The organism is Aeromonas sp. s11, assembly GCF_040907945.1.
Classification (GTDB): Bacteria; Pseudomonadota; Gammaproteobacteria; order Enterobacterales; family Aeromonadaceae; genus Aeromonas; species Aeromonas veronii.
In genome coordinates, this window is record NZ_JBFOCU010000006.1 from 1 (window position 1) to 17111 (window position 17111).

Below are 17111 nucleotides of genomic sequence, written 5' to 3' on the forward strand. Positions count from 1 at the left end.
CACCAGGTTGGTGGCGCTGACACTGATATCCCCTTCCACTCCGATAGTGACCGTGCCACTGCTGTTGGCCGTGCCTTCATTGGTGGTCGCCACCACGGTGTAACTGATAGGCGCGCCACTGTTGCTGGTACTACCCGCCACGCCTGCAGTCGAATAGTCCGCCGGGAACACCAGACCGAACGCCGGCGGCAATGCCCCCGCCACCACGTTCACTGTCAGGACGCTACCCACCAAAGTGCCACCCACCGCAGTGGCCCCCTCCGGCAAGTTGTCGAAGGTGTACACCAGGCTGGTCCAGGTCTCTGAACCATCGCCATCACTGATACTCACTGTGTTGGTCAGCAGCACCTGTACCGTGCCATCCGTTTCGGTCGCACCCGCATTCAGGGCCTCAGCGTTGAAATCGATGTCACCTTGTGGAGTCACTATCAGCGTCAAGGTTGACGTGACGATATCAGTGCCATCGGTAACCACATAACTCACGGTAGGTACGGCTCCGGAATAATCAGGAGCCGGGGTAAAGGTGAAAGAACCATCACTATTGATGATCAGCGTGCCAATTCCTGTCAGAGTCGACGACACGCTGGCAGGTACGTCTATGTTGCTCCCCCAGCTGTAACTGATGATAGAGGCAGCCTGCGGACCATCGGGGTTGGAACTGTTTGCCAGTAGATTACCGCTTGCAGAGCTATCTTCATCAAGCGAAATGACCTCGCTTTCATCTAGCAGGATATTCTCCAGCGGCTCTGGCTCCAGCAGCGGTTCAGCTGCTTGTTCAGTGTTGATAAACGGCTCGGACTGATAGGTGGTATCAAACCCTGCAGCCGCTATCGTGGCATCGCCAGTTCGATCAATTGTGACGAAACCACCATTACCACTGGCCCCCGCAACTCCACCAATACCGCCACCACCACCGGCCGCTGGAGCCCCACCAGCAGCAGAAGCCTCAAAGTTTTGAGTCGGGTCAACACCCTGCAGAATCGATTCTTGCAATGCGGCAATATCTGAAGGTGCACCTTCCTGGCTGGCCGCCACTTGCGGTTGAGCAGGTTCAGCGGACTCGGAACCGGCCGGAACATCCGATGCTGGAGTATCGTCATAAGGGGAAAGAGCCAGCTTGGCGTCATCAGCTATGGCCAATTTTGCTCCGGGTTGGAGGATTTCCCCTTTTTGCAGAGGGCGGCTGCTTCCATCAGCCAGCACAATCTCCACATTGCCTTCTATAGCTGAGACAACCACGGACTTGTCGATGATTTGGGTACGCATATCCATTGCTCCAAGGTGACAGATCTTGATGTCTACACCGTAGAAGGAGATAGCGCGCTGTTCCGTTGCAAAAAAGCGTACGTTCGAGAGGAATTCAACAAATGGACGGAAAAAAAATCGAAGAGTTGGAATTTCTTAATACAAATCAGAACCCTAGACACAGCCCCATTCAAGGCTGACCTTGAGTTGGTTATAGAAAAATGGCGAAAAGAGAAGTGACTGGTATAAAAAAGGCCCCTATCGGGGCCATTTCCAGCATTTAATTCAAGACAATGGGAAGGCAGGATGAACAAATCCCTGGTAACCATCGATATGCAACTTGGAAAGCAGTTCCACTTGATGTTGATCCTCGACGCGGGTAGCAATGGTGGTCACACCGGCATTGTGTGCGGCGCGACACACTGCAGCCAGGAATGAGGTGTCAGCCCCCGGCTCCATGACCTGACTGGTATAACCGTGATCAACCTTGACATAAGCCGGCGACAACTCCTCCAGATAGCCCAGAGACTGGAAGTGACGACCATAGTGGTCAACCCCCCACTGGAAGCCATGAGCTTGCAAGGTGCCCACCAACGCAGCCACGTTGTCTTTATGTTTCATGATGGCAGCTTCAGGTATTTCAAATAACAACCGCTCTTTGAGCTCTGCATGCTCGGTCAAATAGCGCGTCAGCCAGGTTAAAAACTCATCCGAGCAGAGCGAGCCAGCAGTGATGTTGATCGCCAGTACCAGATCAGACTGTTTTTGCAGTAATGGAACGCAAGCATCAAGCACCGCTTGGTCAAACTCGCCACCCAATTTGAACTGTTCAATCGCGGGCAAGAACTGACCGGCAAAATAATCTGTGCCATCCCGAGAGATAGAAGCAAATAGCTCGGCATGCAACCTTGCTCCATTATCAAACCGGCAAGCTGGTTGGGCTTTGAAGCGCCAAAGTTGTCGTGAAATGGCATCTTGTACCAGATCTCGCCAGGCCAAACGCCCCATCAAACCTTGCTCGGTCCCCCCTTCCATCACCACAGCACCACGGCGTTCATTGCGCGCCTTGCCAAGCGCATTATCGGCTTTGGTCAACAAGGCAGAGAGATCATCATTACCATCACGACCGGCAATACCGATGACGGAGAGCGCATCCCCTTCGCCCATTGGATTCACCACCAGATCGGCAATGCGGCTATTAATCACTTCAGCCAGCTCTTTTAGCTGAGTCAGATCGTCAGTTGGACAGAGCAGCGCATATTCCGTCGCGGAGATCCGTGCCAAGGCTGCGCCATCCCACCCTTTTAATTGCTCTTTCAAAGCCTGAGCTATCGATTTGACCATGTTGTCGCGGGCAGCAAAGCCTTCATCGCGATAGATATCATCCAGCATGTCGACCGCAACCAGCATGACGCCACCTTGGCCTGCCTCTGCTATCCATGCGTTTACCTGACCCACAAAATAGGCTCGGTTGCCAAGTCCCGATACGGCATCGACATAAACCCGCTCACGCAATTTCTCGGCCTCATCGGCTTGCTCTTTAAATTGCAACGCCAACTTGCTTGAGAGGGTGTTGATCGCCTGAACGACCTGCTTCAATTCATGGGTTTTAGGCTCCGGGATCGTATGACCGAAATGGTGCAGCTCAATCTCGACGGCTTGATCACAGATCTGTTTGAGTGGCTTTAGCAAGTAGTTGAGTGCTCTCATCAACAAAATGGTGGTGATCAAAAAGCCGACCAGAAACCAGCTCGCCAGCTCACTCATCCCACGCCACAACTCGTAATAAGCCTGGCCGGGGTGACCCACTACTTTTAATTTTCCAAGCTGCAACCAGCCAGACGTCAGAATTGACTCGTTGGATACCTCAGGAAACAGTCCCAAATTTACAAACCACCGCGGTACCCCCTGAATATTGTTGGTATTTTCCTGCTCGATGACATCCTTTGATGCCAGCAGATCAAGGCGAACCAGTCGATAATAGCCACCATCAAAAATGGCCTGGATCACCGACTCGGCACCAACCTTGTCACCGTTTTCCAGATAGGGGGTGAGCGCAAGCCCCAGTGAGGTTGCCGTATTGATGACCGTTGTTTCCTGTTGCTGCGCCAGATAAGTGCGGGTTGAATTGAATTGCACCCAGTATGTGGCCGCAAATAACAATCCAAACAGCAGCAGCATGGTAGCTAATAACTGTCGATAGAGCGTCATAGGTTAATCATCCAAATTCACCACTGGCCGAGCCAATCGCCCCGAGGTCATGCGATTGCGTAAATCATTCCATAATCCCAAGCGGGATGATTGACCAGCCAGTTCCCCTTGGCCTCGTGCCTTCATCAACCACAAGTGACTACCGTTAAAACTGTAAATAGGCACCAGATCACGCCGCTGTGTGGCAGGGCGTATCGAGCCTATCAAATTATCCAAAATCACCGGAACGGAAGAGGGTGTCTCATAATATGCCACCACCATGTGAAACTGGTTGTAATCAAGAGCCTTGACGTACACCATCCGCATTTTATCATCAGGGATCCCAAGCTCGAGCAGCGTAGAGTATTTGGCGATACTGAAATCTTCACAGTCTCCCCCGGCGGCTCCCAAAAATTCCAGCGGGGTTGCCCAATAATCCTTTTTGCGCCACAACTTGATATCGTCAATAAAACGCATCCGATTGAAAAAATTATTAACCCGCTCAAGCTTTTTTTCTTCGCTCAGGGCCCTGCCCTTCGTCTCCATGACCAACATACGCCAACTGGTTACACGCTTGCCGGCTCTGGCGCCATAGGTCTGCTCCGCCCGCTTGATCAAGTTGAGATCTTCCTGTGGCAGAGGCTGGCTGGCACAGAGCAGAAGTGAGAAGGGTAACAGCAGGATCCATAAGGAGTGGCGCAAAGCGCGTAGCGATCGGTATCTCCATTCATTGAGAAGATAACACCATCTGCTACCGGTACCACGCTGGAGTGTCACGTCATATTCCTGATGCATTATTACTGCTGCACTCCTCAAAGCCCGTACAACAACCTGCGTTAGCCAAACATGGTGACTGCCAGCAGCAGTCACCATGTTGGCGTTCATGATCCCTACGGGATCATGAACAAACGGTTATTGCCTGGCCTGCCATTCAGCGGGTTGTTTGACGCTAAATGCATTGAGCAGGCTGCCTGTCGCGTTGAGAATGCGATAGTCCGCCAGCAGTGCATCATACTCGGCAGTGATATAGCTGCGACGCGCCTCGAACAGTTCGTTCTCGGTGTTCAATACGTCCAGCAATGTCCGTTGACCCAACCCAAATTGCTTCTTGTACGCCTGTACGGTGTCATAGCTGGCGTCAACATGCTCTTTCAGGAAGGTCTTTTGCTTGGCCAGCGACTCTTTCGCGTTCCAGGCCAGACGAGTGCCTTCCTCAACCTGGCGAAACGCATTCAAGTGAATGTCTTTCGCCTGAGAGTAGAGCGCCGATGTTGCATTGCTCTCTGCCACATCAGAACCGCCACGGAACAGGTTGTAACGCATGCGCACCATTGCGGTCAGATCATCGTTGCGCCCTTTGACCGCATCGATATCCTCATTCCAGTTCTGATCGACCTCGAATGTTACATTCGGGTAGAAACCGGATTTGGCGCCTTCATGTTGATACTTGGCCGCTTCGATATCCTGCAGGGAAGAGAGCAGGGTCGGGTGGACTTCGGTCGCCGTTTTCAGCGCACTATCGAGGCTGGCCGGGATAAGCTCGGTATTGGGAACCGGCTGTACCAGATCTTTTGGTACCTCGTTCACGACACGAATAAATTCACTCTCTGCGTCGCGATAGTTGTTTTCGGCAGCGGCCTGATTTGAATAGGCCCGGGCAACACGACCTTCAATCTGGGTCTGATCCGCAGTAGAGCCAAGCCCTGAATCAGTCCGCTTGCTGATGTCGCTGCGGATCTGTTCGTGGGTTTCCAGGTTTTGTTTGGAAAGCTCCAGGATCTCCTGCTGGCGCAGCATATTGAGGTAGACCTCAGCCACTCGCAGCGCGGTATTTTCAGCTTCGGAGATCATCGCCAGACGCTGGGCATTGGCTTCAGCTTCGGTTCTGGAGACGTTGTTGCTGACATCAAAGCCATCAAACAACATTTGCCGCAGACTGAGTCCAGCCTCCTTGCGAGTCATGGAATCATCAATATTGCTGTTGGCACTGGCAGCACGGGTAGAAGGGCTGTCAGTTTTTTCATAGCCTACGCCACCACGCAGATCGATCGTAGGATAATAGCCACCCTTGGCTCCATCATGCTGATAGAGTCGTGCCTGATACAGATCAAACGCTTCCTTGATCTTGGGATGCGTAGCAAGTGTCTGTGCCACCGACTCTTCCAGAGTCTGGGCCTGACCCAAACTAGGGATCAGGATGCAGCCACTGACCAGCATGGCAACAATCGTTTTTTTCATGTTATCTCCAGTCATGTTTTGTTTTTAGATTGTTGGCTTATCGTTCTCTCAGTGCCGACTGCTTTGCCCGTAAAATCGGCTTAAGCAAATAGTCTAGGACACTTTTTTTACCAGTAATGATATCAGCACTGGCTAACATACCGGGGATGATGGGAAGTGCGTTAAGCTCATCGCCCAAGTAACTCTTCTCTGTTCGAACCCGAACCAGATAAAAGGAGTTCCCCTCCTCATCCTGGATCGAATCCGCACTTATCTGTTCAACCTTGCCATGCAATCCTCCATAGATTGTAAAGTCATAGGCAGTAATTTTGACGATGGCATCCAGCCCCGGTCGCAGGAAGGCGATATCTTTCGGTGACACCTTGGCTTCTACCAGCAAGGTATCCTCCAACGGCACAATCTCCATCAAATCCATGCCGGGCTGAACCACGCCGCCCAGGGTGTTGATCTTGAGTTTCTTGATGGTGCCCTTGAGCGGAGCAATCACGCTGGTCCGGTCGACCCTGTCTCGCAAGCCAACCTGCCCTTCTGACAGCTGGCCAAGCCGCCCCTGTTTCTCATTCAGTTCAGTCTGGGAGTCTGCTCTGAACTTCAGCGCAATATCATTACGCTTGGAGATGGTCTCACGCAGTACCGAATTGAGTTTTGGGATCAGCAGACGGTTGCTCTCCAGCTCCCCCTGCATCTCGTTGACCTGCCGCTCCAGCTTGATTAGCTCCACTTGAGGCACTATACCTTCTTTCGCCAACGGACGGCTAATATTCAGTTCCTGTCTGGCCAAATCCACACTGCGATTCACGGTGCGGATCTTGGCATTCAGTTCAATCAGCTCCTGCTCTTTCTGTTCGATTTGCTGACCAAGAATATAGAGCTGGTTCTTCAGGTTATTGAGGCGATCCCGCTGTACAGAGCGCTCACGGTGCGCATATTCGGCAAAGACGGTTTCATAACCATCGGGGAACTGGATTGGCGCTTCGCCTACCACGACCTGCTCACGCCACCCCAGTGCCGGGTCGTTTTTCACCTCGACGCTGGCCATCTCGGCGCGCAGACGGGCCACATCCCCCTTGAGGGTGACCACCTCTTGCTCCCGTTCTCTAAAGTCGGAGCGGAAACGGGTGTCATCAATACGCAGCAGCGGCTGCCCCTTTTCGACTATATCCCCCTCTTTGACGAAGATCTCTTTGACGATCCCCCCTTCCAGGTTCTGGATCACCTGCAGCTGACGGGATGGAATAACTTTGCCCTGACCCACGGTGACTTCATCCAGCTCGGCCCAGGCAGCCCAGACGATGGCACTCATGAAAAAGAGGAAACAGCACCATAGCAGGATACGAGCTCCCGTCGGCGTGGTCAGCAGCACAGCTGCAGCGCCGTCATCGACAAACTCCAGATGCTCGGGTGCCGGCAATACCTCGCCGGAAGGCGTCTTTTTGCTGCGCTTGAACCAGTCCATGAGCCCCTTAACCATGGGACACCTCCTGCACGCGCACCTTGCCTTCCTTCAACTGCTGCAACACTACCTCTTTGGGGCCATCAGCAACGATCTGCCCCTGCTCGATGACGATCACTCGCGATGCCACATCCAGCATCGAGGTTTTGTGAGTGATGAGGATCAATGTGGTTTCCGGGCCCAGTCTGGCAAGCTCCTGTTTGACCTGCATTTCGGACTGGTTGTCCATGTTGGAGGTCGGCTCATCCATCACCAGAATGGGGGGATCATTGAGCAGGGCACGTGCCAGCAGGATCGACTGACGCTGGCCACCGGAAAGCTGACGGCCACCCTCGCCTATCTGCCGATCCAGCCCGTTGGGATCCCGGTTGGTAAAGTTGGTGACACCCGCCCGCTTGGCGGCGCGTAAGACTCTCACATCATCCACCAGCGGATTACCCAGCATGATGTTGTCCCGCACCGAGCCAAAGAAAAGAATGACATCTTGCGGGACACAACCAATATTGCGGCGGATCACCGCGGGGGGCAGTTGATCGAGTTCAAAACCGTCGATACGCACCGAGCCATCGGTCGGTCGATACAACCCCATCAACAGCTTCTCGAGGGTCGTTTTACCCGCCCCAATCCGGCCGATAATCGCCACCTTTTCGCCCGGCTGAATGCGCAAATTGATATTGTGCAGGGTGCTGGTTTCCATTCCCGGATATTTGAAGGAGACATTTTCAAATTCAATGCGACCGGCAATCACCGGATGATGGATATATTGCTTGCCCTCCTCCTGCTCCCCCGGGGTTTGCATGATTTTTTCCAGAATATCCAGTGCTGACTTGGCCTGGTTATAACGGGTCGACAACACGGAGAGTTGCACCATGGGCGCAATGGCGCGGCTGGAGAGCATCACGGCGGCAATCATGCCCCCCATGGTGACCAAACCTTCGGAGATCTGGTAAACACCGACGATCACCAGACCGACCGTCACCACCTGCTGGATATAGCTGGCCAGCGAGGACATGGAGTTGGTAATGCGGCGGGTCTGTACGCCCCAGGTGGAAATATGGGAGACGGCCTGCTCCCAGCGATGCTGGAACATGCTCTCGGCGCCGAAAATCTTGACGGTTTCCAGCCCGGAAATACTTTCAATCAGGTTGGCGTTCTTCTGGGACGCCAAGCGTGACCCCTCTTCGATGGACTGCTTGAGGGGCTCCTGAATATAGAGGCTGTAGGCGATGAGGATCAGCATGGCGACGATGGGAACCACCACCATCACACCGGCAAACATCCAGATAATAAAAAGGAAGAAGACGGCAAAGGGCAGATCGATAAGAGTAGAAACCGTTGCGGAGGTGAAAAACTCCCGCACCGATTCAAATTCCTGCAGATGTTTGGCGAACGCGCCAGTGGAAGCGGGACGAGATTCCATCCGCATGCCCATCACCTTGGCGAAAATCTTGGCAGACAGTAGCACATCAGACTTTTTGCCAGCGATATCGATAAAGTAACTGCGCAACTGCCGCATCACAAAATCGAAGGTAAAGACCACCATGGCCCCGACCGCCAGCACCCAGAGCGAATCAAACGCCAGATTGGGCACAATCTTGTCATAGACGTTCATGGTGAAAAGAGGGCTGGCAATGGCAAACAGGTTGATCAGAATGGAGGCGATCAGCACATCGCGATAGATACCGCGGGATTCGAACAAGGTGCTCCAGAACCAGTGTCCATCACGGGTTTCCAGTACCTTGGGAGAGCGCTCGTCAAACTTGAACTGCTTCTTCACGTAGAAGAGGCGCCCCAGATACTCATCACCCAATTGGGCTGCGGTCAGCCATTGCGCGGCATCACCAGCCTGCGGGAAAATCACTTTCCCCTGGCTGCGATCTTCGTTCCACTCCAGCAAAATGCAGGCGCCACCACTGCGCATCTGCAATACGCAAGGCAGCAGCAAGGGAGAAATATCGGCCAGTGGCTGGATCACTTCACGGGCGGATAACCCGCCCCGCTCGGCAGCACGGCAAAAGAGTGCGGTTGTCAGGCGTCCGGAGACCAGTGGCAACCCGGTCGTCAGGGCATCCTGACTGTTGGGCACACCATAAAAACGGGTCAAAAAGACCAGACACTCCAATAACTCATCAATACAACTTGTTTCTGCTTGCATAGCATCCTGTCACTGCATAAATGAGGTAGATAAGAGCGTTCATCGCTCATATTTCCCTGCTATAGCCACGCTAAAACCGAGTGGCCTTCCCGCTGATGAGACTGATCAGGGGATAAACCTGTCCAGATAGATCGCGACACTCATCGCCAATTTCCCGGCACAGCAGCAATGGTGGCATGGTTCGTTATTGGTAAAAATAATCGGCTCATCAACACCATGCTAACACTGCAATCAGGGTGAATGTCGGAGTTAATTGATAATGACATTTATTATGGCGCACCACTATATCAACCGGCACGTACCAAAACTATAGTTTAGGGTATGAAGTTTTTTATATAACCCTATGTTTTACGTGAAAATAATAATCTGGCGCTCAATTATAGGTCAGGAAGTATGAAGGGTCTGCCCAACGCGTGACCTTGCGGGCCGTTCAATGAGAGTGCTTTGGCAATGTCCGCCATGGCCGTCCAGCGGTTTTCACACCAGGCTGGCGCCAACAGAGTCGGACGGCGCGCGGAGGCCGAAATCCGGTGATACACCACCTCGGGCGGCGTGTGCTGGATCATGGCAACGGCCGCCTCCACATACTGCTCCAGCGTCAATACCTCAAGGCGCCCCGCCTGCCATGCCTTGCCAAGAGTACTACCCTCAACCACATGAAGCGGATGCAACTTGATCCCCTCCACGCCGGTCTCAACGATGCGATGCAGGGTATCGAGGCTGTCCATCGGCACTTCGCCCGGCAGGCCGACGATCAGATGAGCACATACCTTGATGCCGCGCTGATGGGCACGTCTTACCGCATCCTCATAGGCGGCATAACCGTGGCCGCGGTTGATCCGTTGCAGGGTCTTGTCGTTGGCACTTTGCAGCCCGAGCTCCAGCCACACCTCGTAGCCCCGGGCCTGATAGCCCGCCAACAGATCCAGCACCGCATCCGGTACGCAATCGGGGCGAGTGCCCACGCAGAGCCCCACCATATCGCTCACTGACAGCGCCTCTTCATACATCCGCTGAAGATATTCGACCTCGGCATAGGTGCTGGTATAGGCCTGAAAATAGGCAAGATAGCGCTTGGCACGGGTGACTTCGTCCCGGCGAGCCAGCAGTTGTTGCACCACGGAGAGTTGCTGAGCCGACTCGTCGGCAAAAGAGGATACGTTGCAGAAGGTGCAGCCACCACGGCCCAGGGTGCCGTCACGGTTCGGGCAGGTGAAGGCCCCGTGGATGGAGAGTTTGTGGATCTTCTGACCATGACGCTGCTTGAGATCCTGACCGAATGTATTGACGAGTTCGTGTAACTGCATGACACCTCCGCTAAAGGAGCGCCATTGTACGAGCTTGCGCAAAACAGGGGCTGAGCTGGATCAAGCTCGCGGAGAGGGTAAACATATAAATACCCGACCAATTTTGAATAAATATAGAGAAAAAGCGCAAAAAAAGGATTTTTACAGTTCTTTGACGATTCAAACAGTAAACATCCATATGAAAATGAGACCTGATAACCCACTGTTGAACAATGAAAAATTCAAAGAGACCCGACAGCACACAATTGCAAGCATGGGATATTGAAAATGTGATCCCTTCCGCTGTCGGCCACATCGGGTTGGTAAAATTACTACATTCGCCCATCGTCGCCGAGCGCACCATTGAGCCCGTCAATGGCGATATATTTAACCAACAAAATCAAACCACACAGAATAAACACTCCATAACTGCGAGAGAATCCCCCTAACCCGACATTTTGTTATGCGAATGTAACCATGAAGACAAACCTGACCTGCGATTGACCTCGCCAGAAAATCCCATTAGTTTGGAGATTCGCCACGTCAGGCAGACGGAACCACAAGAGCCAATCGCAATTTATGCAGTCAGGTGATGACTGTGCGATACAAGGCCGAGCAAGGGAGAAATGCAATGTCACTATATGATCCAAAGCTGGAGAGGGATAACTGTGGCTTCGGCCTGTTGGCCCACATGGAAGGGGAAGCCAGCCACAAGCTTGTCCGTCTCGCGATGTCAGCATTGGCTCGCATGCAGCACCGCGGCGGGATCTCCGCCGATGGCAAGACCGGCGATGGTTGCGGTCTGCTGCTGCAAAAACCGGACAGCTTCTTCAGAGCTGTCGCCGAGGAGAAGGGATGGCACCTTGGCCGCAACTATGCGGTCGGCATGCTGTTTCTCAACCCTGACCCCGTATTGGCCCAGCAGACCCGCGACATCATCGATGAAGAGCTGGAAAAAGAGACCCTGAGTCTGGTCGGCTGGCGCAAGGTGCCCGTCGATACCAACGTACTGGGTACCATCGCCAAAGCCTCCCTGCCCAGCATTGAACAGGTCTTTGTCAACGCCCCGCCCGGCTGGGTCGACAAGGATCTCGAGCGCCGCCTCTATATCGTGCGTCGCCGCATCGAAAAGCGCGTCAACGACGACTACTTCTATGTGGTCAGCCTCTCCAACCTGGTCACCGTCTATAAAGGGCTGTGCATGCCGGTGGACTTGCCGCGCTTCTATCTGGATCTCGCCGACATCCGTATGCAGGCGGCCATCTGCGTCTTCCACCAGCGTTTCTCCACCAACACCAGCCCGCGCTGGCCGCTAGCCCAGCCGTTCCGCTATCTGGCCCACAACGGCGAGATCAACACCATCGCCGGCAACCGCCAGTGGGCCAAAGCGCGCAGCTACAAATTTGCGACGCCGCTGATCCCCGATTTGCAGGAAGCTGCCCCCTTCGTCAACACCACCGGCTCTGACTCCTCCAGCCTCGACAACATGCTGGATCTCTTCCTCGCCGGTGGTATGGACCTGTTCCGCGCCATGCGCCTGTTGATCCCGCCTGCATGGCAAAAACACCCGAACATGGATGACGACCTGCGCGCCTTCTACGACTTCAACTCCATGCACATGGAGCCGTGGGATGGCCCAGCCGGTATCGTCATGACCGATGGTCGCTACGCCACCTGCGCACTAGATCGCAACGGTCTGCGTCCGGCCCGCTACGTCATCACCAAGGACAAGTTCATCACCCTCGCCTCCGAGGTCGGCACCTGGGACTACACCCCGGACGAAGTGCTGGAGAAGGGCCGGGTCGGCCCAGGCGAGCTGTTCGTGGTGGATACCAGCAACGGCAAGGTGTGGACCAGCTTCGAGATCGATGACGATCTCAAAAACCGTCACACCTACAAGCAGTGGATGGATAAACATTGCCGCCGACTGGTCCCCTTCGAGCAGATGGACGACAGCCAGACCGGTAGCCGCGAGTTCTCCGACGACCAGCTGAAAACCTATCAGAAGCTGTTTGGCTACTCCTTCGAGGAGCTGGATCAGATCATCCGGGTATTGGGTGAAAACGGTCAGGAAGCGGTCGGCTCCATGGGGGATGATACCCCGATGGCGGTGCTCTCCTCCGGCCCGCGCACCCTTTATGACTACTTCCGCCAGATGTTTGCCCAGGTGACCAACCCGCCCATCGATCCGCTGCGTGAGAACCACGTGATGTCGCTGGCCACCTGTATCGGTCGCGAGCAGAACGTCTTCAACGAGACCTTCGGCCACGCCCACCGGGTACTGTTCCAGTCGCCGATCCTGCTCTACTCCGACTTCCACCAGCTGCTGGCACTGGAAGGTGAGTACTACCGTCATCAGGTGATCAGCCTCAACTTCAAGCCCGAAGAGGGGCTGGAAGCGGCTATCTTGCGTATCTGCGAGGAGGCAAAAACCGCCGCAAAGAGTGGCACCGTGCTGCTGGTGCTGTCGGATCGCGATATCAGCGCCGACACCCTGCCGATCCCGGCCGCCATGGCGGTGGGCGCGGTGCAGCGCACCCTGGTGGACAACAACCTGCGCTGCGACGCCAACATTCTGGTGGAGACCGCAAGCTGCCGCGATCCGCACCACTTCTCGGTGCTGCTGGGCTTCGGCGCGACCGCCATCTACCCCTATCTGGCCTACGAAACCCTGGCCAAACAGGTTGAAGAGGGCGTGCTCACCATGTCCCTGCGCCAGGCCATGGTCAACTACCGCAACGGCATCAACAAGGGGCTCTACAAGGTGATGTCCAAGATGGGCATCAGCACGGTCGCCAGCTACCGCTGCTCCCAGCTGTTCGAAGCGGTGGGCCTGGCCAAGTCGGTGGTCGATACCTGCTTCCGCGGCGTATCGAGCCGTATTCAGGGTGCCGATTTTGCCGACATCCAGCAGGATCAGCTCAAGCTGGCCCGTCAGGCTTGGCTGGCCCGCAAGCCCCTTGCCCACGGCGGCCTGCTCAAGTTCGTGCACGGCGGCGAGTACCACACCTACAACCCGGATGTGGTGCAGACCCTGCAAACCGCGGTGCGCTCCGGCAACTATGCCGATTACAAGGAGTACGCCCGTCTGGTCAACGAGCGCCCGGTCTCTACCTTGCGTGACCTGCTGGCGCTGAAGAAGGTCGACAATCCGGTCGCACTGGATCAGGTTGAGCCAGCCGACAAGCTGTTCCCCCGCTTTGACTCCGCCGCCATGTCCATCGGTGCCCTCGGCCCTGAGGCCCACGAAGCACTGGCTGTCGCCATGAACCGCCTCGGCGGTCAGAGCAACTCCGGCGAAGGTGGCGAAGATCCCAAGCGCTTCGGTACCGAGAAAAACTCCCGCATCAAGCAGGTGGCTTCCGGCCGCTTTGGCGTCACCCCCCACTACCTGATGAACGCCGATGTGGTGCAGATCAAGGTGGCTCAGGGTGCCAAGCCCGGCGAAGGTGGCCAGCTGCCCGGTGACAAGGTGACTGCCCAGATCGCCCAGCTGCGTTATTCCGTGCCCGGCGTGACCCTAATTTCGCCGCCGCCACACCATGATATCTACTCCATCGAGGATCTGGCCCAGCTCATCTTCGACATCAAGCAGATCAACCCGAGCTGTCTGGTGTCGGTGAAACTGGTCTCCGAGCCCGGTGTCGGCACCATCGCCTGCGGCGTGGCCAAGGCCTATGCCGACTTCATCACCATCTCCGGTTATGACGGCGGCACTGGCGCGAGCCCCCTCACCTCGGTCAAATATGCCGGCTCCCCGTGGGAGTTGGGTCTGGCCGAGACCCAACAGGCGCTGGTCGCCAACGGTCTGCGCCACAAGGTGCGGCTGCAGGTGGATGGCGGTCTCAAGACTGGTCTGGACATCATCAAGGCGGCCATCCTCGGCGCCGAGAGCTTCGGCTTTGGCACCGGCCCCATGGTGGCGCTCGGTTGCAAATACCTGCGGATCTGCCACCTGAACAACTGCGCCACCGGCGTTGCCACTCAGGATGAGAAGCTGCGTCGCGAGCACTTTACCGGCCTGCCGGAGATGGTGATGAACTACTTCAAGTTCATCGCCGAAGAGACCCGCGAGCTGATGGCCCAGCTCGGCGTCACCCAGCTGACCGACCTGATTGGCCGCACCGATCTGCTGGAAGCCCTGCCCGGCATCACCGCTCGTCAGGCCAAGCTGGATCTCTCTGGCATTCTGGCCCGTCCGGTAGCACCTGCAGGCTCCAGCCTGTTCAGCCAGCAGCACAACCCCACCTTCGACAAGGGGCCGCTCAACCTGAAAATGGTGGAAGATCTGCTGGATGCGGTGGAAACCTCAAGCGGTGGCGAGTTCCGCTACGACATTCGCAACACCGACCGCTCGGTGGGTGCGCGCCTCTCGGGCGAGATCGTCAAACGTCACGGCAATCAGGGGATGGCGGTGGATCCGGTCAAGGTGCACTTCAACGGTACCGCGGGCCAGAGCTTCGGCGTCTGGAACGCGGGCGGCCTCGAGATGATCCTCACCGGTGACGCCAACGACTACGTGGGCAAGGGGATGACCGGTGGCAAGCTGGTGATCAAGCCCCATGTCGGCGTGGCGTTCAAGTCCCATGAAGCGGCCATCATCGGCAACACCTGCCTCTACGGCGCCACCGGCGGCAAACTCTACGCCGCAGGCACTGCCGGCGAGCGTTTCGCGGTGCGCAACTCCGGCGCGCTGGCGGTGGTCGAGGGAATTGGCGACAACGGTTGTGAATACATGACCGGCGGCATCGTCACCGTGCTCGGTCAGACCGGCGTCAACTTCGCGGCGGGTATGACCGGCGGCTTTGCCTACGTGCTCGACGAATGCGGCAACTTCGCCAAGCGCACCAACCCCGAGCTGGTGGAACTGCTGGACGTGGCGGATCTCGCCATCCATCAGGAGCACCTGCGCGGCATCATCACGGCGCACCTCAATGAGACCGGCAGCTCGCGCGCCGAGGAGATCCTGGCCAACTTCGACTCCTATGTGCCCAAGTTCAGGCTGATCAAACCCAAGTCCAGCGACGTGAAATCGCTGCTGGGTCACACCAGCCGTTCCAGTGCAGAACTCAGAATCCAGGCGCAATAAGGAGGGAACCCTATGAGCCAGAACGTATTTCAGTTTATCGATGTCCAGCGGGTCGACCCGCCCAAGAAGCCGCTCAAGATCCGCAAAATCCAGTTTGTGGAGATCTACGAGTCCTTCAATCAGCCGCAGGTACAGATGCAGGCGGATCGCTGCCTCGAGTGCGGCAACCCCTACTGCGAGTGGAAGTGTCCGGTTCACAACTACATCCCCAACTGGCTGAAACTGGCCAAAGAGGGGCGCATTCTGGAGGCGGTGGAGCTCTCCCACCAGACCAACAGCCTGCCGGAAGTATGCGGTCGGGTCTGCCCGCAGGATCGCCTCTGTGAGGGCTCCTGCACCCTCAACGATCGCTTCGGCGCGGTGACCATCGGCAACATCGAAAAATACATCACCGACAAGGCGTTCGAGATGGGCTGGAAGCCCGATCTCTCGAACGTGGTCAAGACCGGCAAGCGGGTCGCCGTCATCGGCGCCGGCCCAGCGGGTCTCGCCTGTGCCGATGTGCTGGCACGCAACGGCGTCACCCCGGTGGTGTTTGACAAGTATCCGGAGATCGGTGGCCTGCTCACTTTCGGTATCCCCTCCTTCAAGCTGGAAAAAGAGGTGATGCAGCGTCGCCGCGAGATCTTCCAGGGGATGGGCGTGGAGTTTCGTCTCGAGACCGAGGTGGGCAAGGACATCACCTTCGCCGACCTGCTCGGCGAGTTCGATGCGGTCTTCCTCGGGGTCGGTACCTACAAGTACATGAAGGGCGGCTTTGCCAACGAAGAGGCGCCGGGAGTCTATGACGCCCTGCCCTACCTCATCGCCAACGCCAACCGCTTGCTGGGGTTCGAGAAGGCGCAAGCCGACTACATCGACTTCGCCGGCAAGCAGGTGGTGGTGCTGGGCGGCGGCGATACCGCCATGGACTGTGTACGTACCGCCATCCGTCAGGGGGCTGACAAGGTGATCTGCGCCTATCGCCGCGACGAGGAGAACATGCCGGGCTCCAAGCGGGAGGTGAAAAACGCCCGCGAAGAGGGGGTTGAATTCATGTTCAACCTGCAGCCGGTGGCGGTCGAGCTGGATGCCAGCGGTCGCACCGTCGGCATCAAAGTAGTGAGCACCGAGCTGGGTGAACCCGATGCCAATGGCCGCCGCAATCCGGTGGTCATCGAGGGTTCAGAGCAGGTGCTGGCTGCCGATGCGGTAGTGATGGCGTTTGGCTTCCAACCCAACCCCCAACCCTGGATGGCGGAGTTCGGCATCGAGCTCGACAACCGGGATCGCATCAAGGCCCGCGAGCAGGCCGAATACGCCTTCCAGACCAGCAACCCCAAAGTGTTCGCCGGTGGCGACGCGGTGCGTGGCTCCGATCTGGTGGTGACCGCCATCTACGAAGGGCGCAAAGCGGCCGAAGGGATCATGGACTATCTGGCGGTCTGATCCGACCTACCAAGACCCTGATGCGCT

At 56.2% G+C, this 17111-nt stretch carries 9 protein-coding genes; 2 read left to right on the forward strand and 7 right to left on the reverse strand.

Translation table 11 applies throughout. The features are described 5' to 3' along the window. The 7 genes from AB5Y84_RS00980 to AB5Y84_RS01010 all read right to left on the reverse strand — a co-directional run. Positions 1 to 1266, reverse strand: a 1266-nt coding sequence (locus AB5Y84_RS00980) for a retention module-containing protein (protein ID WP_368176189.1), incomplete at its 3' end; no start/stop codon positions are given. Between the two features lie 264 nt (positions 1267 to 1530). Beyond that, on the reverse strand, positions 1531 to 3456 hold the full coding sequence (locus AB5Y84_RS00985) for an EAL domain-containing protein (RefSeq protein WP_042056178.1): 1926 nt from the start codon (positions 3454 to 3456) through the stop codon (positions 1531 to 1533). A 3-nt stretch (positions 3457 to 3459) separates the two neighbouring features. Next, a complete protein-coding gene (locus tag AB5Y84_RS00990; RefSeq protein WP_005350994.1) occupies positions 3460 to 4212 on the reverse strand; it encodes a transglutaminase-like cysteine peptidase in 753 nt (250 codons plus the stop codon). A 135-nt stretch (positions 4213 to 4347) separates the two neighbouring features. Further along, positions 4348 to 5673 (reverse strand): TolC family outer membrane protein, encoded by a 1326-nt coding sequence (locus AB5Y84_RS00995; protein ID WP_043819337.1) that lies wholly within the window; start codon positions 5671 to 5673, stop codon positions 4348 to 4350. A gap of 37 nt (positions 5674 to 5710) precedes the next feature. Continuing rightward, positions 5711 to 7144, reverse strand: coding sequence for an HlyD family type I secretion periplasmic adaptor subunit (locus AB5Y84_RS01000; protein ID WP_005350982.1), 1434 nt, complete (start codon positions 7142 to 7144; stop codon positions 5711 to 5713). Beyond that, positions 7137 to 9281 (reverse strand): type I secretion system permease/ATPase, encoded by a 2145-nt coding sequence (locus AB5Y84_RS01005; RefSeq protein WP_368176190.1) that lies wholly within the window; start codon positions 9279 to 9281, stop codon positions 7137 to 7139. The genes AB5Y84_RS01000 and AB5Y84_RS01005 overlap by 8 nt, the downstream gene beginning before the upstream one ends. Positions 9282 to 9658: 377 nt before the next feature. Next, positions 9659 to 10588, reverse strand: a complete 930-nt coding sequence (locus AB5Y84_RS01010) for a TIGR01212 family radical SAM protein (RefSeq protein ID WP_042083735.1) — start codon at positions 10586 to 10588, stop codon at positions 9659 to 9661. A 610-nt stretch (positions 10589 to 11198) separates the two neighbouring features. Between AB5Y84_RS01010 and gltB the strand changes: the two genes are divergently transcribed. Together gltB and AB5Y84_RS01020 are read left to right on the forward strand one after the other, a co-directional pair. Next, on the forward strand, positions 11199 to 15656 hold the full coding sequence (gene gltB / locus AB5Y84_RS01015) for a glutamate synthase large subunit (RefSeq protein ID WP_368176191.1): 4458 nt from the start codon (positions 11199 to 11201) through the stop codon (positions 15654 to 15656). Between the two features lie 12 nt (positions 15657 to 15668). Next, on the forward strand, positions 15669 to 17084 hold the full coding sequence (locus AB5Y84_RS01020) for an FAD-dependent oxidoreductase (protein ID WP_101531289.1): 1416 nt from the start codon (positions 15669 to 15671) through the stop codon (positions 17082 to 17084). The last annotated feature ends 27 nt before the right edge of the window (positions 17085 to 17111 follow it).